The 19,940-nt window shown below is 53.3% G+C and carries 15 protein-coding genes; 12 read left to right on the top strand and 3 right to left on the bottom strand.

Going from position 1 to position 19,940, the window contains the following annotated elements:
* Positions 1–792, top strand: coding sequence for an ABC transporter ATP-binding protein (locus SH302x_RS23450; protein ID WP_479365277.1), 792 nt, complete (start codon positions 1–3; stop codon positions 790–792).
* A gap of 37 nt (positions 793–829) precedes the next feature.
* Complete coding sequence (locus tag SH302x_RS23445) at positions 830–2,302, top strand: hypothetical protein (protein WP_479365276.1); 1,473 nt, start codon at positions 830–832, stop codon at positions 2,300–2,302.
* A gap of 50 nt (positions 2,303–2,352) precedes the next feature.
* On the opposite strand, the gene lexA is transcribed toward SH302x_RS23445, so the two are convergent.
* Positions 2,353–2,970 carry a transcriptional repressor LexA gene (lexA, locus tag SH302x_RS23440; RefSeq protein ID WP_479365275.1) on the bottom strand — a complete coding sequence of 206 codons (618 nt, stop codon included), beginning with the start codon at positions 2,968–2,970 and terminating at the stop codon, positions 2,353–2,355.
* Positions 2,971–3,439: 469 nt separating this feature from the next.
* Here lexA and SH302x_RS23435 point away from each other — a divergent pair, with 469 nt between their 5' ends.
* The 3 genes from SH302x_RS23435 (at position 3,440) to SH302x_RS23425 (ending at position 6,593) form a co-directional block, all read left to right on the top strand.
* Positions 3,440–5,470 carry a M3 family metallopeptidase gene (locus SH302x_RS23435; protein ID WP_479369310.1) on the top strand — a complete coding sequence of 677 codons (2,031 nt, stop codon included), beginning with the start codon at positions 3,440–3,442 and terminating at the stop codon, positions 5,468–5,470.
* Between the two features lie 121 nt (positions 5,471–5,591).
* Positions 5,592–6,209, top strand: a complete 618-nt coding sequence (locus SH302x_RS23430; RefSeq protein WP_479365273.1) for a pyroglutamyl-peptidase I — start codon at positions 5,592–5,594, stop codon at positions 6,207–6,209.
* A gap of 117 nt (positions 6,210–6,326) precedes the next feature.
* Positions 6,327–6,593 (top strand): hypothetical protein, encoded by a 267-nt coding sequence (locus SH302x_RS23425; protein WP_479365272.1) that lies wholly within the window; start codon positions 6,327–6,329, stop codon positions 6,591–6,593.
* Here SH302x_RS23425 and SH302x_RS23420 read toward each other — a convergent pair.
* Positions 6,590–8,185 carry an amidophosphoribosyltransferase gene (locus tag SH302x_RS23420; protein ID WP_479365271.1) on the bottom strand — a complete coding sequence of 532 codons (1,596 nt, stop codon included), beginning with the start codon at positions 8,183–8,185 and terminating at the stop codon, positions 6,590–6,592. The two genes, SH302x_RS23425 and SH302x_RS23420, sit on opposite strands and share 4 nt — an antisense overlap.
* Positions 8,186–8,350: 165 nt before the next feature.
* Here SH302x_RS23420 and proB point away from each other — a divergent pair, with 165 nt between their 5' ends.
* Positions 8,351–9,514, top strand: a complete 1,164-nt coding sequence (proB, locus tag SH302x_RS23415) for a glutamate 5-kinase (RefSeq protein ID WP_479365270.1) — start codon at positions 8,351–8,353, stop codon at positions 9,512–9,514.
* 51 nt (positions 9,515–9,565) lie between these two features.
* On the opposite strand, the gene SH302x_RS23410 is transcribed toward proB, so the two are convergent.
* On the bottom strand, positions 9,566–10,264 hold the full coding sequence (locus tag SH302x_RS23410; protein ID WP_479365269.1) for a DUF6690 family protein: 699 nt from the start codon (positions 10,262–10,264) through the stop codon (positions 9,566–9,568).
* A 189-nt stretch (positions 10,265–10,453) separates the two neighbouring features.
* Between SH302x_RS23410 and SH302x_RS23405 the strand changes: the two genes are divergently transcribed.
* The 6 genes from SH302x_RS23405 (at position 10,454) to SH302x_RS23380 (ending at position 19,915) form a co-directional block, all read left to right on the top strand.
* Positions 10,454–11,656, top strand: a complete 1,203-nt coding sequence (locus SH302x_RS23405; protein WP_479365268.1) for a class I SAM-dependent methyltransferase — start codon at positions 10,454–10,456, stop codon at positions 11,654–11,656.
* Positions 11,657–11,964: 308 nt separating this feature from the next.
* The gene (locus SH302x_RS23400) at positions 11,965–13,236 is read left to right on the top strand and encodes a DUF1559 family PulG-like putative transporter (protein ID WP_479365267.1); all 1,272 of its coding nucleotides are present in this window, start codon (positions 11,965–11,967) and stop codon (positions 13,234–13,236) included.
* 475 nt (positions 13,237–13,711) lie between these two features.
* On the top strand, positions 13,712–14,983 hold the full coding sequence (locus SH302x_RS23395; RefSeq protein WP_479365266.1) for a DUF1559 family PulG-like putative transporter: 1,272 nt from the start codon (positions 13,712–13,714) through the stop codon (positions 14,981–14,983).
* 419 nt (positions 14,984–15,402) lie between these two features.
* Positions 15,403–16,674 carry a DUF1559 family PulG-like putative transporter gene (locus tag SH302x_RS23390; RefSeq protein WP_479365265.1) on the top strand — a complete coding sequence of 424 codons (1,272 nt, stop codon included), beginning with the start codon at positions 15,403–15,405 and terminating at the stop codon, positions 16,672–16,674.
* Between the two features lie 294 nt (positions 16,675–16,968).
* Positions 16,969–18,237, top strand: coding sequence for a DUF1559 family PulG-like putative transporter (locus SH302x_RS23385; protein WP_479365264.1), 1,269 nt, complete (start codon positions 16,969–16,971; stop codon positions 18,235–18,237).
* Positions 18,238–18,646: 409 nt separating this feature from the next.
* Positions 18,647–19,915 (top strand): DUF1559 family PulG-like putative transporter, encoded by a 1,269-nt coding sequence (locus SH302x_RS23380; protein WP_479365263.1) that lies wholly within the window; start codon positions 18,647–18,649, stop codon positions 19,913–19,915.
* The last annotated feature ends 25 nt before the right edge of the window (positions 19,916–19,940 follow it).

Below are 19,940 nucleotides of genomic sequence, written 5' to 3'. Positions count from 1 at the left end.
ATGCAATGTGTTGTGGATCTATCCGGCGTTGCTTTGCGTCGTGAACAAGCTTGGCTGCTCAAAGATTTGACTTGGAGGATTGCTCCTTCGTCAACTGTCGCGGTCCTAGGGCCTAATGGCAGCGGCAAGAGCACGCTGGCGAGAATCTTGATGGGTTATCTGTGGCCATCCTCTGGCGAAGTGCAAGTGCTCGGGCAACGTTTCGGCGAGATAGATTTGCATGAACTGCGAAAAATGATCCGCTTTGTTCAGCCTGGCGGTCAGTTTGAAGTCGACCACAAACTAACCCTTCGCGAGGTCGTCCTGACCGGATTTATGTCGACGCTCGTTTTGCGGTTCGATCCGACTGGCGCGCAGTTGAAAGCGGCCGATGCTATATTGGAGGTCGTGGGGCTAGGCCGATTGGCGGGGCGTCAGTTTGGTTCCGCCAGTTCTGGCGAACGTGTACGAGCTCTTATAGCGCGGGCACTGGTTACCACGCCCAAGCTTTTGATTTTAGACGAACCGACGGCTGGCTTGGATTTGGTGGGACGCGAACAGTTGTTGGAGTTAATCGGTAATTTAAGGCAGACGACCCAAGCGGCCGACTTATCCATGCTGATGATCACGCACCATACCGAAGAGCTATTTGTTGGTACCCAGGAAGTCCTGCTCTTGAAAGAAGGTCGCAAGTTCGCGGCCGGACCCATTGCAGATGTACTAACGTCCGAAAATTTAACAGCCACATATCAATTCCCTATTCGCGTGCACAGCGAAGCAGGGCGTTACTACACGATTGTCCAAAAAGCTTAAGCTCACATGACATCCAGATCAGACGAAAGGTGCAGAAATGCAGTACTCTCAGTTTGCCACGGTTCAGCTCCGCGCTCAGGCACCACAAAGCATGCAACTTGTTTTAGGCCGACTGCTGAGCTTACTTATGCTCGCGGTATCCGCTGGTGCGCAAACGACAGTCGTTGGGCAAACTCTTAAAGCGGGGTTTGCGCGAGTAGATATTACTCCGGAGCGTCCAACGCCAATGGCGGGCTATTATCGGGAACGGCTTTCCGACCAAACACATGATCCGTTATGGGCCAAAGCGACGGTGATCGATGACGGACAAACGCAAGTGGCGATTGTGACGCTCGACTTGATTTCGACCAATGCATATATGGTTGCGGAAGCTCGAAAAATGATTTCGCAGCGAGCAGGTTTGGCTGAGTCGCATGTCATGATCAATGCCACGCACTCGCATACGGGCCCCGTGTTGTACAATCCAGTTGCTGAAAGTTACAGTCGCTTTGGCGGAAGCCATGACGCAACCAAACGCTACATGTACGATCTGCCTGGCAAGATAGCTCAAGCTGTGGAACTTGCGCAGAAGGACTTGCAAGTAGTCGCCCTTCGGCAGGCCGAGACGATTGAACCCAAGCTTGGATTCAATCGCCGATTCTTTATGAAAGATGGCAGCATTGGCTGGAATCCTGGCAAACTGAATGCGCGGATCATTCGCGAGGCAGGACCGACCGATGACCGATTGAACTATCTTTGTTTCTATAATCAGCAAAGCCAATTGTTGGCGGTGCATGCAAGCTTCGCGATTCACCTGGACACGGTTGGTGGGACGGCCTGGAGTGCCGATATGCCTTACGAATTTGAACGTGCCTTGCAGGCTTCGTTGGGAGAGGACTTGCACGTTCAGTATATGACAGGCTGTTGTGGCGATATCAATCATATCGATGTTCGTTCTGCAATGCCGCAAAAGGGCCATCAGGAAGCTGCTCGTATTGGCACGCGTTTGGCCGCAGCGGTACTTCGTTCATGGTCGCAGTTAGAGCCTGTGGAAGGCAAACGAGTGCAGGTAACTCGCCAGACGTTAAAGGTACCATCGACGGCGTTCACGGCGGATGAACTGGCGTGGTCCGAATCGATCATTGAGCGAGCTAACGACGCCGATCAGCCGCCATTCTTGGAAATGGTAAAGGCTTTCCGTATTGCAGACACCGCTGCGCGAAAGGCGGAACCGATCGAGGTGGAAGTAAGCTCGATTACCGTTGGCCAGGATGTAGCCTGGGTGTTTTTGCCCGGCGAGATCTTCGTGCAATTAGGTTTGGACGTGAAAGCCGCCTCGCCTTTCCGAACCACATTTATGCCGGAGCTAGCCAATGGCTCCATCGGCTATGTCCCCACCCGCCAAGCTTATCCACAAGGGAACTATGAGGTCATTTCGGCCAGGTGCGAAATGGGCAGTGGCGAGTTGATGGTCGACGCCGCCATCGCGCAACTGATGGGGCATTTCAAAAATCAAAGCACAGCAGAATAACTTGCGGAGCTATTTCTTTCTGCGACGGCTGCCGCAGCGCCCGACAAGGATCAAGCAAAAGAACGGATAACAGCGACCACGACACCGATGACAGTTGCGGACTGCGCGTAAAAAGCTGGCAACGCTTTGTTGGCTGGCTGTAAGCGAATTTGCTCGCCATCAGGATGCCAATAAACCAAACTGGGTACACCGTTGGCGGTCTGAGCGATGACCAACTGGCCCTCAGTGGCAGTGTCCTGTTGCTGGACGACGACATAGTCACCATCGGTGATATGGGCATTGTTCAGCGAATCACCGGAGACTCGCAGGGCGAACCGCTTGGCTTGAACCAGCAAGTCCGCGATGTTGATCGTCTCGATGTCCTCGATCGCAATGGAGCATTCGTCGCTTGAGACCGCTCCCTTCAAGGGCAGCATGACGTTTCCACCCAATCGGTGCGATTTCTCGGTGAGCTCGATGGCTCGCGATTTGTTCGCAGCTCGACTGATCTTGCCTTTGCGCTCCAAGGCTCTCAGATGGCACATCACCCCGTTGGGAGAAGAGATGTTTAAAATCTCACCGATTTCTCGAACGGTTGGTCCATAGCCGCGCGAGTTGATCTTTTCACGTATTACTTCGTACACACGCTGCTGGCGTTCAGTCAAATCATTCGAATCAGGTAAAGTCACGTTAGCTCTGGTTAGTGTAGAAATGGGGTGGGGCACTTTTCAGTATGCAATAGTGAGTTGAGATCGGCCGTAAAGAAAACGTACGTCAAAAAAACAAAGAATGCACCTTCGATATTGAGATTTTGCGCAGATCTGCATCCTTTTTTTGCATATTGCGACAACTTTGCAAGCCTTCCCAGCAAGCTTACATGCGAGAATTGAACGATTTGATTAGAATTCAGTGCCACACCTAAATTGTAGTATACAAACAACCATCAGGCCTTGCGGTGTTCCGCATGCTTGAGCGTGGACTTGCTGCCACTTTGAGCCACCGTTTTTGAAAGTTTTCACCATGTTGCCACGATGGATAGCTAGTTGTAGTTCGTTGTTCCGTACGGTCACTTTTTCCGTTTGTCTCTTAGGAGTTGATTCGTTGAGCGTTGAATATTTGAGAGCGGAGGAACCCGCTGCAGAGCAATCCCAGTCGCCAATGTTGGCCCCTTGGAGCGGCCCTTATGGTGGAGTGCCGCCATGGGACAAGGTCGAGGTATCAGCCTTCCAATCGCTGTATACGCAAGCGATTGCTTTGGCCGAACAAGAGGTGCAAGCAATCGCAAATGCCGGCTCGGAACCAGACTTTGAGAACACAATCGTTGCGATGGAAAAAGCTGGCGAGACGTTGTCGCGCTTGAATACCTTGTTCGACGTACATTCATCGAATTTGAACGTCGGCGAAATTCCGGAGATTGAACGTGCGGTCTCGCCCAAGCTGGCTGCTTACGAGGATAGTGTCAACCAAAATGCCAAACTGTTTGCAAGAATCGAAGCGGTCTATCACAGCCAGCAGTATAAGTCTTTGAATGAAGCGCAGCGAAGATTGACGGAAGACTACTACAAGCAATTTGTACGCAATGGAGCCAAACTGGATGAACAAGGCAAGCAGCAACTTTCGCAAATCAACCAGCGATTGGCGGCATTGTTCACCCAGTTTAGCCAAAACGTTTTGGCTGATGAAGAAAAGTATGTCACTTGGATCACCGACGCCAAAGATCTGTCTGGATTGCCGGAAGATGTGCGTCAAGCGATGGCCGCTGCGGCGCGCGAACGTGGACGTAATGATCAATGGGCTGTGACCAACACACGCTCGTCGATGGACCCCTTTTTAACCTATGCGGACAATCGCGGCTTGCGTGAAGCAGTTTGGAAGACGTACTACAGTCGCGGAGACAACGCCGATCAGTATGACAACAACAAGATCATTGCGGAGATCCTAAAACTGCGTGCCACGCGAGCCAAACTGTTAGGTTATGAAACTCATGCTCACTGGCGGCTTGAACCGCAGATGGCCAAGACGCCACAAGCTGCGATGGACCTGCTGCTATCGGTATGGCCTAAAGCCGTGGCCCGCGTGAAGCAAGAAGTTGCGGATATGCAAGCGATCGCGGATGCGGAGGGAGCCAAGATTGCGATTGAGCCATGGGACTATCGCTACTATGCAGAGAAGGTGCGTAAAGCAAAGTACGATCTCGACTTCAACGAAGTAAAACCCTACTTACAGTTAGAGAAACTGCGAGAGGCCATGATGTGGGCTTCCAGCGAACTCTATGGTTTGCAGTATGTGAAGGTTGACAATGTCCCGACCTTTCATCCCGACGTCACGGTCTATCAAGTCACCGATGCGAGCGGCAATCACGTTGGCCTATGGTACTTGGATCCCTATGCTCGCGTGGGCAAACGTTCGGGAGCGTGGATGACCGACTATCGCCAGCAGCAGAACATTACCGAGCCGATCAGTTCTATTGTTTCGAACAACTCGAACTTCATCAAAGGTGAAGCGGGGAAACCTGTACTGATCTCTTGGGATGATGCGATTACTTTGTTCCATGAGTTCGGACATGCTTTACACGGCTTGAACTCCAAAGTGACATATCCTTCGCAGTCAGGCACCAACGTCGCGCGTGACTATGTTGAGTTTCCGTCGCAATTGAATGAGCATTGGCTGACGACGCCCGAGGTGATGAATCGTTTTGCGGTCCACTATCAGACCGGGGCCCCGTTGCCCAAGCAGTTGTTTGACAAGATCAAGCTAGCCGAAACGTTTAACCAAGGCTTTGGTACCGTCGAGTATTTGGCGAGCGCATTGATCGATATGAAGCTGCATCTCGCTGGCGAGGCGGACATTGATCCGGATGTGTTTGAGCGAGAAACGCTTGCTGAATTGGGGGTGCCCAAAGAGATCGTCATGCGTCATCGTACGCCTCATTTCTCTCATATCTTCTCCAGCGACAGTTATTCGGCCGGATATTACAGCTACCTGTGGTCCGATGCGTTGACCGCCGATGCGGCCGAAGCTTTTGAGGAAGCGGGCAGTTATTATGACCGAGAAACAGCGAAACGTTTGCACGATCACATCATGAGCGTCGGCGATACGATTGACCCAGCGGAAGGTTATCGCAAGTTTCGGGGCCGGGACGTCGACACCAAGGCGTTGCTACGCAAACGAGGTTTCCCGGTTGATTGAGCGAAACTTGCTCAAGTTGTTTGCTTGTGACATAACCGGGAAATAAGATGTAGTCAGCATTTCAGCGGTTGCGGGAATGCTTTGCCCGCTAGTCGCTTCATCCAATCAACGCTTGGCCCTTATGAGTATCCTGATCACTGCTTTCGAAACCTACGATACGTGGCAGGAGAACTCAAGCTGGACGGCTTTGATGGAGTATCTCAAGGAGTATGGCGCTGCACCGGATTTGGTCACGCGTCGTTATCCAGTGAACCTGCCGCTGATGCGAGAGAAACTGGAAGCAGATTTAGCTCGTGGCGTGCGAGGCGTCATTCACTTGGGACAACGCCCAGGGGCTCGCAGCCTGCATCTGGAAGCGATCTGCTTGAATGTCGCTGGGATCAGCAAGAACGCTGGAGCGGAATTCCAGCCGCTGGTCGATGGCGGCCCTGTGGCGTTTCGCAGTCGTTGCCCACTGGGCATATGGAGCGAGTATCTGCAGCGCAGCCAAGTGCCCGCGGAAGTCTCGTACCACGCGGGAACCTATCTATGCAACGCGATCATGTACCTGAGCCACGCTTGGATGGCAGCTCGCGGTTTGGAAATCCCCGTCGCTTTTGTGCATACCCCGCTGACTCTGGCCGAAGCGGCTCGACATCAAGGCAAGTATCCCGGGTTGGATAACCACACGCTGGCCGAAGGCGTGCACGGATTAATCGAACTAATGCGCAGGACCGCTGCAGACGTACCTGTTGTTTAATTCAGTATCCCTTTTGTGGATTTCGATTGTCATGTGGCCAGCGCTTTTTGAAACTCTGTAACGCGCTCGTAAACTTTGACGACTGATAACTCCACTTCAACATAAGGATGATACAACATGCTGCGTTCGCTGATTCTTGCTCTATTAGTTGTTGCTTCCCTGAGTGGAAAAGCACAAGCGGCCGCCGAACCTGGTTGGACTCACGGCGTTGTACTGTTTGGTGAAGCGCGTGAAAAGAAAGATGCCACTCCGATTTTGAATCGCGATTATCGGCCGTTGCATTTCTACGGCAACACGGTGCGCCGCCAGCACTATCGTGGTTCGGTGCGTCCAACGGTTTCCGATGGACTGCAAATCATTCGCGTAACGGTCACTCGCAACTAGCGAACAGCGGCTAGATCATAAGTGCGGTGATCGGATTGGCCGCTACGATGGTTATCCAAGGCGATCGAGTACAGCTTTTCACCATAGGGCGTTGGGTATTGGCCCGTAATGCACGCTTGGCACAAGTGATCGCGGGGAAGATCGATAGCGCGAGCGATCGATTCGACCGGCAGATAACGCAAGGACTCACATCCCAGCGAATCGGCCATCGCTTGTTGCCCTTCAATTGACAACTGGAAGTCTGGCAAGAATTTCGGCGCGAACAATTCGCCGATGGTCGACATGTCGATGCCATAAAAGCAGGGCGCGATGATGGGCGGACAAGCAACGCGGACGTGAATTTCTTTTGCGCCACCCAAAGTCCGGATGCGATCCAGCAGTACCTTCATGGTCGTCGAGCGAACGATAGAGTCCTCGACCAGGATCACGCGTTTGCCTTCCAATACCTCGCGCAGTGGCGTGTACTTGATCGCCGCTTTGGCTTTGCGAGCACGGTTGCCTTCAATGAACGTGCGTCCGCTGTAGCGATTGCGGATCAGTCCTTCGCGACTGGGGACGCCCAGATGGAAGGCCATAGAGTCTGCGGCCGCTTTGCTGGTATCGGGCACTGGCACCACGATGGTGTCTTCATCGACTTCAAAAATCTTGTTCGCGCGTTCAAGGTGAGCTAGTTCTTCGCCCAAGCGTGTCCGCGAAAGATAGACGCTGCGGTCATCCAGCGTGCTAGCAACATTCGCGAAATAGATCCACTCAAAGAAGCAATGCTTGGGCGTAGCGGCCTGAGCGAACTGTTCGATTTGGATGCGAGTGGGAGTCACCAGGATAGCGTGTCCCGGAGCCAGTGAATGAATCGACTCACGCTCGAAGCCCAAATTCAGCAACGCTACCGACTCGCTGGCAGCAGCGAACAGCGAACCTTCGATCGCATAGCACATGGGCTTGATGCCATGCGGGTCGCGAGCGATCAGGAGATGACCTTTTGCGTTGAGCAGGGCCAGCGAGTAGGCGCCGTCAAATCCACGGGCTGCCTCCTTGAAGATTTCGATCAGCGATTTGCCCGCACTGTCGGTTGGCGACAGTTGTTTGGCAATTTCGTGCATGATAATTTCGGTGTCGGATTCGCGAGCCAAATGATGTTCGCCATCGGCCGTGAGTTTATCGCGCAGTTCCATATAGTTCGCCAGTTGCCCGTTAAAGCAGAAGCTGAACCATTTGTGTTTGTGGATGTGCTGGCGATCGAAAGGTTGAGCGTAGGAGCGATCGTCTTGACCGCAAGTCGCGTAGCGCACGTGCCCAATGGCAGCCGGTCCGCTTTGTGCGTCCATCAATTCTTCCGCTTGACTGCGGTGCGACAGTTGAAAGACTTCGCTGACAGTGCCGATATCTTTATGGGTTTCCAGTAGCAGCGAGCCCTCGCTGCGATAACGCGTCATGCCGGCGGCCAGTTGACCGCGGTTTTGGATATCTTGCAACATCCGCGGTAGTAATCGCGACGCTTGCGTTGGGCCACCTTCCGGACAAAGCGGGCTGGCTTCTCCGGTCGACAGGTGATAAATCGCAGCCACGCCGCATTCATGGTACAGTTCGCTCATCAATTCCTCAGAGCAAGATGTTGGATCAATCTTGCGAGTCAATCTGGCAGGAAGCAAAAAAGTTCGTAAGCTGCTGCAATTGTCGGCTTGTTTGGCAGAGTGTAAATAGTCTGCCCAAAGAAATGCGAGCTTGACTTTTTTTCAATTTACGTTGTTGAAACCACTATGACCGAAAATGCTGCGGAAAATGCGGATCGATCTGCCCTTGTCCAGTCGGCAAATATTTGGGTTGTCAAAGTGGGGTCACGGATCTTGACCAAACCAGGGGGCGGGCTGGACCGCGAGCAAGTTAAACAGCTCAGCGACGGTTTAGCGCAGTTGACCCAGTTAGGCAAAAAAGTCGTCCTGGTTTCCAGCGGTGCCGTCGCCAGTGGCGTGGGGTGTTTAGGCTTACCTGCTCGGCCCAAAGAACTCGCGACGCTGCAGGCAGTAGCCGCTGTCGGCCAAGCTCAATTGATGCAAGCTTACGAAGAGTCCTTGAGGGCCTACGACCTGCACGCCGCCCAAGTACTTCTGACTGCCAGCGATTTGGACGACCGCGTCCGGTATCTCAACGTGCGAAACACGCTGACGGCGATACACCAACTGGGCGCGATTCCGATCATCAACGAAAATGATACGGTGGCGGTCGAAGAGTTGCAGACAACCTTTGGCGACAACGATCGCTTGGCCGCCATGGTAGCTGGCATTTTCTACAAACCTCTGCTCGTGATCCTCAGCGATGTTCGCGGGCTGTACGATCGAGATCCGGCGGACCCTCAAGCTCAAGTTCTGCACACCGTGCAGCGGGTCGACAACACGATTTTGGAACTGGTCCGCGATCGAAACACGGGTGTGAGCAAGGGGGGGATGGCCAGTAAGCTGGCGGCGGCTCGTTTCGTCAACTCCAGCGGTACCGGAGCCATTATCGCTTGGGGGAAAGAGCCCGATGTGTTGGTGCGATTAGCCAAAGGCGAAACGCTGGGCACCTTCTTTAGTCCCCGCAGCCAAGCTCTCGAGGCCAAGAAACGTTGGCTAGGGTTCACTGCCCAGTGCAACGGTAGCCTAGTGGTCGATGCCGGAGCTGCCCATGCGATCGTTGCCCAAAATCGTTCGTTACTGCCGATCGGCGTCCATGAAATCCTAGGTGACTTCGAGAAAGGAGACACGGTGGCGATTCTCGGGCCTGACCGATCGGAGATTGCTCGCGGGCAAACCAACTATTCCGCAGAAGAAATTCGACGCATTCGAGGCTGTCGGTCGCAGATGATCGAAGAAATCCTCGGTCAGTGCCCTTATGAGACCGTCGTCCACCGCGACAATCTCGCAGTCTCGCACCCTGACGCTTAACGGGCAGTATGATGCACGCCCCGTACTACACTGCTGCTATCCGTAGAGTCTTTACTGCCAGCGCAGATTCTGCCAAGCGTTGCGAAGGATCTGCTCCGACTTCTCGCTCAGCCCGTATTCCATCGAAGGTTGGTTCACCTCGATGTAAACCGAGAACTTTTTGTAAGCGTCCTCAGCATAGATGACCGGCGCAGGCTGGAACATCGCCAAACTGGTGATGCGGTTGTTCCAGCGAGAAACATATAAGTGGCCTCCCAGGGCAGGTTCTGCTTTCAAGCCATAGTGCTGCAACAAAATCGCGGCCAATGTCGAAGGATCGCCGCAGTAGCCTTCGAGGATGATGCGTCGTGGCTGTTGCATGCGATCAAAGTAGAAATCGACCGTTCCTGCGAAATCCTGGGTTGAAGTGCCGGTCACGACTGGAACTCGCAAGCCGTCCATTTGGACGTTGGACAGGACCGTGCTGACGCGTGGGAAAGTGCTGGCGACCCAACCGGGCGTAATGTCGAATCGGGCAAACTGCCGGATATCACGGAGCATGGGGTTGGTAACTTGGTTTGCGCCGTTGGCAATGACCGAGCCATCGGGGCCAACGGTACTTCCCCAAGGCCCCGCGGCTCCAGTGGCTTGCTGTTCAGCTCGGTTATTGGCCGAGCTGCTGTAGTTATGGTAGGCATACGGCACACCAAAGCTGGCGGCGAGCAGGGTGGCGACCTGAGCTGGACGACTATTGATAGGAAACGGGATCATAGCTCGACGTGGTGCGGGGGCGGGCCTAGTGGCAAGTAAAGTACCTCTTCTCTATCATCGGTCATCCATTTTCGATCCAGCCAAGCAATCGGTGGTTGCCGCCCTAGGCTGATTTATCGATAGTAGTGGAAGATTCCGACGAACTGTCACCCCCCACGTTTTCCACCCTAGCTGTCGCCTTTTTGAATTATGAGTCGCGTAGAGATTGATGGATTCCCGCTGGAGATGTGGGACAAACTGCTCGACTGCGTGGAAGACAATCCGCAGCAGTTCCAGCTCGCTATGGTCAGTCGAGACCCTGACGCCATGCCAGCGGCCCCCCGGGCATTGCTATCGCATCAGATTGCGTTGCGACCGAAAATTGCGAAAAAGTTCACTCAGCCTGAGGCTTGGGTGTGGACTTCGCGCTATCTGGAGCTGGCCAGCGACCAGCAAACAGCCGAGATGGTGGCTTCCCATTTCCCTGCAGAAGTCTCGGTCGTCGATATTGGTTGTGGCGGTGGCGGCGATGCCGTTGCGTTAGCCAGAGACCGTCGCGTGACGGCCGTTGATGCTTGGCCACTTGCCACTAGGCTTGCGCGAGCCAATGCGTGCTTGCAGCTTGGGAGAGAGCAGCAGTCGCTTGCCGGCAAGACGGCCGACGCGACGCAGTTGCAGGTTGAGCCTGTGGAGTATGTGCATTTAGACCCAGATCGCCGCAGTGAAACGGGCCGCAGCGTTCAGTTGCGGTGGCATTCCCCTGATCGAGAAACCATTGAGCGACTGATGCTGGGCTCGGCGGGCGGCTCAATGAAGCTCGCTCCAGCCTGCACCGACAAACTGGAGCCTATGGATGAGAGAATCACTAAACAATGGATAACTCGCAATCGCAGTGTCGTCCAGCAGCGATGGTGGTGGGGTTGTGCCAGTGTGCCGCCCGGGTTGGTGTGGATTTCGTCTTACTCGTCGGCCAGGGGGTGGTTGCACGAGCGATTTCCGCAGCAGTCGCAGATAGAACCCGGGCGCATCGTAAACTGCAAATCGGAGATTCGCTGCGGCATGTACATCGGCGATGGCGATCCCGCCTTGCGGGCGAGCGGATGCCAGGCCGATTACCTGCACGCGACGGACGCACTCATTCTGGGCAACAGTGAAGGCTTCTTTCTGGCCGAATCGATTCCGGATCGGCCACTTATTCGGTGGCAAAAAGTGGTCGCCATAGAGCCGCTTGATCACAAACGAGTCCTGCAAGCGGTTCGCAGCTTGGGGGCCGAAAGCATCGATCTCAAAACGAGAAACGTGCGTGGGGTGCCGCCTAAACTCCAGTCACTGGCCTCCAAACCCGGTGAAAATCGTGTCACAGTCTACGCTTTTCGGTTAGCCAAGTCGCATCTGGCGGTGCTTGTTGCGTAAAAACTTGCCTAATCGGAAGACATTTTGACGCAACTCGAAACAGTTAATATCGTTTTGAGACCCTTTGCGTACGTGTTTAAAGGGTTTTAGTGCGTCGTTGTTGCTTCCGGCCGAATTATCTCGAAAAATAATCGGTTAAAAAGCCTTGCTTTTTCGAAACTTTTAAAAGTTTTGAAAAAAACATAGATTATGCGAAACCTTTGTGAGGTGATGTGGACTGCCGATTGCAGTCTCTTGTGATCGCCGTTTAGCGAGCGGCGGTGTTCTGCTGTCATTCTTTGGGTTTTATTTTGTCAGGGACTTCTTTTATGAAGCAAAGTTTTCGTAGAGGCTTTACGCTGGTAGAGCTTTTGGTGGTCATTGCGATCATCGGTATCTTGGCTGGGCTGCTGCTGCCCGCCATCAATCAGGCTCGAGAAGCGGCTCGTAAGATGAGCTGTTCGAGCAATATCCGCCAATTGGCATTGGCTGCGATGCAATATGAGCAGACTTTCAAGCGATTGATCGCTTACGATAGCCAATGGGGTATGCAAAGCCCAGCCAGCGGCGTGGCAGGCAACTTGCCAGATTATCCTCGTTGGTCGGGTTTCATTTCGATCCTTCCGTTCTTGGACGAAGGGCCGCTGTATAACGCGATTCACACGGGAGCGACTGGCCGAAACGGTAATAATACCTTGGTTTGGGGGCCCTACGGTCAGGTTGCGGCAGCGGCTGTTGTGGCTGCTACGCCCGGTGCGACTGCTGATGCGCGTCGTCAGCCATGGAGCAATGAGTATCTTCCCAACCGGACTCAGGTTGGTGTGTTCCGTTGCCCATCAGATCCAGGCAAGATGAACCCGAACAACCAGTGGAATATGGCTCGTACGAACTATGCCTATTGCTTTGGTGATGGTCAGGTTGGTCAGAACGGTCTGACTCTGGACGTGGATATTACGCGTGGGTGCTTCCAGCGTGGGATGTACTTCGGTTTGCAGGCCGTGACTGACGGTGCTGCAAACACCATTATGTTTGGAGAAATCGCAACTCCAGAAACTCGTTCGTTCACCTCGGGTGGCAACGGTGTAACGGAGAAGGATGCGAAGGTTCAGGGTCGCGCGAACTACGACTTGGCTCCACAAGCGGACAATCGCGGTATCAATGTCGACGAGTGCCGCCAACAAGCGTCTGGCGGCAAGTATCAGGGCACCAAGCGTAACTGGGGTAACCTGGGCATGCGTCCTTGGGACTGCTTGATGCCGTTTACCGGTTTCGCGACCATCAACGCGCCGAACTCGGGTTCTTGCACGCCGTCCAATAACAATTGGGGTGAAGGCGACGGGATCTACACTGCGACCAGCTACCACTACGGTGGTGCTCACGTGGTGACCTTTGACGTCAGCGTCAAGTTTATCTCTGACGGGGTAAGTACCCGTGATACACGGGCTGGAATCGGTCCTGCGGACTACTACTCGCCAGGTCGCCGTTGGAACGGCAGTAATTGGGAGCAGACGCCAAATTGGGCTGGCCAGAGCCCGTTCGGTGTTTGGGGTGCGTTCGGGACTCGTTCTGGTAACGAGTACTCGATCGAGCGTCCCGACTGATAGAGTTTTCTGTGAGAGTGTGTTTCGAGCTGGATTTTGGTCTAGCTTGTTAGGATGAGTCGGCCGAGCGGGCGTCTCGATTTGAGACGTCTGCCGGCTGTTTTTCGCTGGAATCACTGATGTGGTGGCTGCGTTGTTTCGGTGTGGGCGAAGTTTATTTGTTTTTCATGATTTCGGAGGTGTGTTTAAACGCAATCCGGGATTGCTAGTCTCGATTTGCGACGCTTTAGTTCGGGTTTAAGGGGGCTTTCGGCTTCCCAAGGTGCGGCTTTCGCGTTGCGAAGGATTTTCCGATGTTTGTTTTTCCTTGATTTATCGAAACTTAATTATTTTTTGTGTATTTTCTAATTCGACGGAACCTCTTTTTGTGCTTGTGGTCCGCCGAGTGCTTCATGGAAGTTTCGTGGGCAAGTTTATGTCCCGCGATTTTTAGTATCCGCCTTTGGGCGGCCGTCATTTTTTTAGGGTCTTCTCCATGAAGCAAAGTTTTCGTAGAGGCTTTACGCTGGTAGAGCTTTTGGTGGTCATTGCGATCATCGGTATCTTGGCTGGGCTGTTGTTGCCGGCCATCAATCAAGCTCGAGAGGCGGCTCGCAAGATGAGCTGTTCGAGCAATATCCGCCAATTGGCATTGGCTGCGATGCAGTATGAGCAAACTTTCAAGCGATTGATCGCTTACGATAGCCAATGGGGTATGCAAAGCCCGGCCAGTGGGGTGGCTGGTAACTTGCCAGATTACCCTCGTTGGTCCGGTTTCATTTCGATCCTTCCATTCTTGGATGAAGGACCGCTGTACAATGCGATACACACCGGAGCGACCGGTCGCGTTGGGAACGAAACCCGCGTTTGGGGTCCTTATGGTCAGGTTGCTGCAGCCGCCGTTGTGGCTGCTACCCCAGGTGCGACGGCAGATGCACGCCGTGCTCCTTGGAGTAACGAGTATCTGCCAAACCGTACACAGGTTGGCGTGTTCCGTTGCCCATCAGATCCAGGCAAAATGAATCCGAACAATCAGTGGAACATGGCTCGTACGAACTATGCCTATTCGTTCGGTGACGGCCAAATTGGCCAAAACGGTCTGACTTTGGACGTGGACACCACGCGTGGTTGCTTCCAACGCGGTATGTACTTTGGTCTGCAGTCGGTAACCGACGGTGCTGCAAACACCATTATGTTTGGTGAAATTGCGACACCAGAAACTCGTTCGTTTACTTCTCAGAACAATGGTGTTACCGAGAAGGATGCAAAGGTTCAAGGTCGTGCGAACTACGACTTGGCTCCACAAGCAGACAACCGCGGTATCGATGTGGAAGCCTGCCGCCAGCAGACTTCGGGTGGCAAGTACCAGGGCACCAAGCGTAACTGGGGTAACCTGGGCATGCGTCCTTGGGATTGTTTGACTCCGTTCACCGGTTTTGCAACCATCAACGCGCCGAACCAAGGTTCCTGCACACCGTCCAACAATGCTTGGGGTGAAGGTGACGGGATCTACACCGCGACCAGCTACCACTACGGTGGTGCTCACGTGGTAACCTTCGACGTTAGCGTCAAGTTCATCTCCGATGGTGTTAGTACTCGCGATACCCGCGCTGGAGTTGGTCCTGCCGACTACTACTCGCCAGGTCGCCGTTGGAACGGCAGTGCTTGGGAGCAAACGCCAAACTGGGCTGGTGAAAGTCCGTTCGGTGTTTGGGGTGCGTTTGGAACTCGTGCAGGTAACGAGTACTCGATCGAGCGACCTGACTGATCCCGATTGGTTTAGGAATTAGATTTGAGTCGGTTCCAGTGGCAAAAACTGGAGCTGACGAAGAGACAGAAGTGGTCTTCGGCAGCCGTCTTTGTGCGGCTGACCGAGGGTTGCTGATTGAGACGGAACAGAGGCTTCTGTCGCATTTTGCGACAGATAGCCTTTTTTGCGTGAAGATTTGAACAGTTTTTTTGAATATGTGAATTCCCGAAAACGCCAAATTTTTTTCTATTCGCCTAACTCTTTGGTTTAGAGCGACTTACGGCGGCTTCGGAAGGGTGCTCAAGTTTCGGTTCGTTCCGGTTCTTGCGGTAATGGATCGCCGCTTGCCTTAAGACTTCTACAGTGGTGCTGGCACGTCCAGCGTCATCTTCATTTTTTCGTCGATTGACGAATGCCCTTTTGTAGGAGTCTTCTCCATGAAGCAAAGTTTTCGTAGAGGCTTTACGCTGGTAGAGCTTTTGGTGGTCATTGCGATCATCGGTATCTTGGCTGGGCTGCTGTTGCCCGCCATCAATCAAGCTCGAGAAGCGGCTCGTAAGATGAGCTGCTCGAGCAATATCCGCCAATTGGCATTGGCTGCGATGCAATATGAGCAAACTTTCAAGCGATTGATCGCTTACGATAGCCAATGGGGTATGCAAAGCCCAGCCAGCGGCGTGGCAGGCAACTTGCCAGATTATCCTCGTTGGTCGGGTTTCATTTCGATCCTTCCGTTCTTGGACGAAGGACCGCTTTATAATGCGATCCACACCGGTTCGACTGGTCGCGTGGGGAATGAGACTCGCGTTTGGGGGCCTTACGGTCAAGTTGCGGCAGCGGCTGTTGTGGCTGCTACGCCAGGTGCAACTGCTGACGGTCGCCGCGCTCCTTGGAGCAACGAGTATCTTCCCAACCGGACTCAGGTTGGTGTGTTTCGTTGCCCATCGGATCCAGGCAAGATGAATCCGAACAACCAGTGGAACATGGCTCGTACGAACTATGCCTACTCGTTCGGTGACGGCCAAGTTGGCCAAAACGGTCTGACTTTGGACGTGGACACCACGCGTGGTTGCTTCCAACGCGGTATGTACTTTGGTCTGCAGTCGGTAACCGACGGTGCTGCAAACACCATTATGTTTGGTGAAATTGCGACACCAGAAACTCGTTCGTTTACTTCTCAGGCCAATGGTGTAACGGAGAAGGATGCGAAGGTTCAAGGTCGTGCAAACTACGATTTGGCTCCACAAGCAGACAATCGTGGTATCGATGTGGAAGCCTGCCGCCAGCAGACTTCGGGTGGCAAGTACCAGGGCACTAAGCGTAACTGGGGTAACCTGGGCATGCGTCCTTGGGATTGTTTGACTCCGTTCACCGGTTTTGCGACCATCAACGCGCCGAACCAAGGTTCCTGCACACCGTCCAACAATGAGTGGGGTGAAGGCGATGGAATCTACACAGCGACCAGCTACCACTACGGTGGTGCTCACGTGGTAACCTTCGACGTTAGCGTCAAGTTCATCTCCGATGGTGTTAGCACTCGCGACACCCGCGCTGGAGTTGGCCCTGCCGACTACTACTCGCCAGGTCGCCGTTGGAACGGCAGTGCTTGGGAGCAAACGCCAAACTGGGCTGGTGAAAGTCCATTTGGTGTTTGGGGTGCATATGGGACTCGTTCTGGTAACGAGTACTCCATTGAGCGACCTGACTGATCTGATTTTTTCCGCAAGATAGGCTGATGCCTATTGCTACTGGTAAGCATGAGAGATGGTCGGCCTTTTGTAGAGGCCGACCATCTTTTTATTTGCGGTGGATTGATTGCCGTGTTTCTGAACTAAATACCGCAATCCGATATGAAACGTCTAGAATTCGAGAACTGATTGAGCAGTTTCGTTGTTATATATAGATGTAGGCGCGTGCGTTAGGGATTTTGGCTGCACTGACCTGCAGTCTTGTTTTTTTATTTTGAACTGCTAGCAAGCGTTCTGGTCATCTTTGGAGTTTTTATGTCGCGAAGTTTTCGCAGGGGTTTTACGTTAGTCGAATTACTAGTTGTTATCGCTATCATCGGAATCTTAGCTGGCCTGCTATTGCCAGCGATCAATCAAGCTCGTGAAGCGGCTCGCAAGATGAGCTGCTCAAGCAACATTCGCCAGTTAGCTCTGGCCACGATGCAATACGAGCAAACCTTCAAGCGTCTTATTGCGTTTGATAGTCAATGGGGAATGCAAAGCCCAGCCAGTGGCGTTGCCGGTAACTTGCCAGATTATCCTCGTTGGTCAGGCTTCATTTCCATCCTTCCGTTCTTGGATGAAGGGCCTTTATACAACGCTATTCATACTGGTGGTACAGGTCGAGTTGGTGACGCCACTCGAGTGTGGGGGCCTTATGGTCAAGTTGCGGCGGCGGCTGTAGTGGCTGCCACTCCAGGTGCGACCGCGGATGGTCGGCGTGCTCCATGGAGTAACGAATACTTGCCGAATCGTACGCAAGTCGGTGTTTTCCGTTGCCCATCGGATCCAGGCAAGATGAATCCGAACAATCAATGGAACATGGCTCGTACTAACTATGCATACAGCATGGCCGATGGCCAAGTTGGTCAGAACCGTTTGACGTTAGATGTTGACGTGACACGTGGTTGCTTTCAACGTGGAATGTACTTTGGTTTGCAAGCGGTAACCGACGGTGCTGCGAATACGATCATGTTTGGTGAGATTGCAACTCCTGAAACTCGATCATTTACTTCCGGTGGCAATGGTGTTACTGAGAAGGACGCCAAGGTTCAAGGGCGCGCGGTTTACGAATTGGCGCAAGGAGCTGACAATCGAGGTATTGATGTTGAACAATGTCGTCAGCAATCCGCTGGTGGCAAGTATGTCGGTACCAAGCGAAACTGGGGCAACCTGGGGATGCGGCCTTGGGACTGCTTAACCAACTTCACGGGCTTCACCACGATCAATGCTCCTAACCAAGGTTCGTGTACTCCAACCAATAACACCAATGGCGAAGGCGACGGGATCTACTCGGCGACAAGCTACCATTATGGTGGTGCTCACGTGGTAACGTACGATGTTAGCGTCAAGTTCATTTCCGACGGAGTGAGCACACGAGACACTCGTGCAGGGGTGGGTCCTGCTGACTATTATTCGCCAGGACGCGCCAATAACAACGGTTGGCAACAGACTCCGAACTGGACTGCTGAAAGTCCTTTTGGAGTGTGGGGAGCTTATGGTACCCGTTCTGGTGGTGAGTATTCTATCGAACGACCTGACTGATTTTCTGGTTGTTGGTAAGCTGAATTCTGTAGTTTAAGCCCTTGGAGCATTCAATGCACCGAGGGCTTTTTTCATTGTGCCTGGAAGTCTGGTAAGTCCCGTCAGCGCTGAATGCCCTTCCAGGGGTGGTTGGCTACGACTGTCGCTTTGTGGTTTGGCGCAGTTTTTGCTTAGGTTTCGCTAGGTTTCTTGCGGGTAGCCACATGCGTATTCTCTTGTTGCGTGTGTTTTTGCGTAAATGCAAGTGTTTTTGCATGTTTGCGCGTTATCTCCGCGAATCGAAGCGGCACTTTGCCGGTTTAAGATTGGTCGATGGCAGGGGGGCTGAAAGTGGCTGTTGTGGTCACTGGAAGGCTGCCCTGCAAAGTTTTTCTAAATTTTTTCAGATTGGTAAGCACAGGAGTTTTTAATGACGCGAAGTTTTCGCAGAGGCTTTACGTTGGTAGAGCTGTTGGTGGTCATTGCGATCATCGGTATTTTGGCTGGGTTATTGTTGCCCGCGATCAATCAGGCTCGAGAAGCAGCGCGCAAGATGAGTTGCTCCAGCAACATTCGTCAGTTGGCGCTAGCGACGATGCAGTACGAGCAGACATTCAAGCGATTGATCGCATTTGATAGCCAGTGGGGGATGCAAAGTCCAGCGTCTGGTGTGGCGAATAACTTGGATGGTTACCCTCGTTGGTCGGGTTTTATTTCCATCCTTCCTTTCTTGGATGAAGGACCACTTTATAACGCGATCCATACCGGTGGGACCGGTCGAGTTGGGGACGCTACACGAGTTTGGGGTCCCTATGGATCAGTGGCACCAGCGGCCGTTGTAGCCGCCACGCCGGGAGCAACCGGTGATGACCGACGTCATCCGTGGAGCAATGAGTATCTACCAAATCGTACTCAAGTTGGCGTTTTCCGTTGCCCGTCGGATCCAGGCAAGATGAACCCGAACAACCAGTGGAACATGGCTCGCACAAACTATGCTTTCAGCATGGGCGACGGGCAAGTGGGACAGAACCGTTTGACTCTGGATGTGGACGTGACTCGTGGTTGCTTCCAACGTGGCATGTATTACGGCCTGCAAGCGGTTACCGATGGCGCTGCGAACACTATCATGTTTGGTGAAATCGCGACTCCCGAGACCCGTTCGTTCACTTCCGGTGGAAATGGCGTAACGGAAAAGGATGCCAAGGTTCAGGGGCGAGCGAACTATGAATTGGCTCAAGGAGCAGATTTCCGTGGTATCGACGTTGAACAGTGCCGTCAACAAGCTTCCGGTGGTAAGTATGTCGGTACCAAGCGTAACTGGGGTAACCTGGGCATGCGTCCTTGGGATTGCTTAACGACCTTTACCGGTTTTGCGACGATCAACGCTCCGAATCAAGGGTCCTGTACGCCAACCAACAATACCAACGGTGAAGGAGACGGGATCTACTCCGCGACCAGCTATCATTACGGCGGTGCCCACATCGTCACTTTTGATGTGAGCGTGAAGTTCATTTCTGATGGAGTCAGCACGAGAGACACTCGCGCTGGGGTCGGACCTGCGGACTACTACTCGCCTGGCCGTGCCAATTCCGACGGTTGGAAGCAAACGCCCAACTGGACCGGTGAAAGTCCATTTGGTGTTTGGGGCGCTTATGGCACTCGCGCTGGTAGCGAATATTCGATCGAGCGACCTGACTGATCGTTCGCTTGAGTGAGCTGATCCA

This window comes from Njordella calcicola (assembly GCF_056494125.1).
This window is presented reverse-complemented; position numbering and strand designations above follow the sequence as displayed.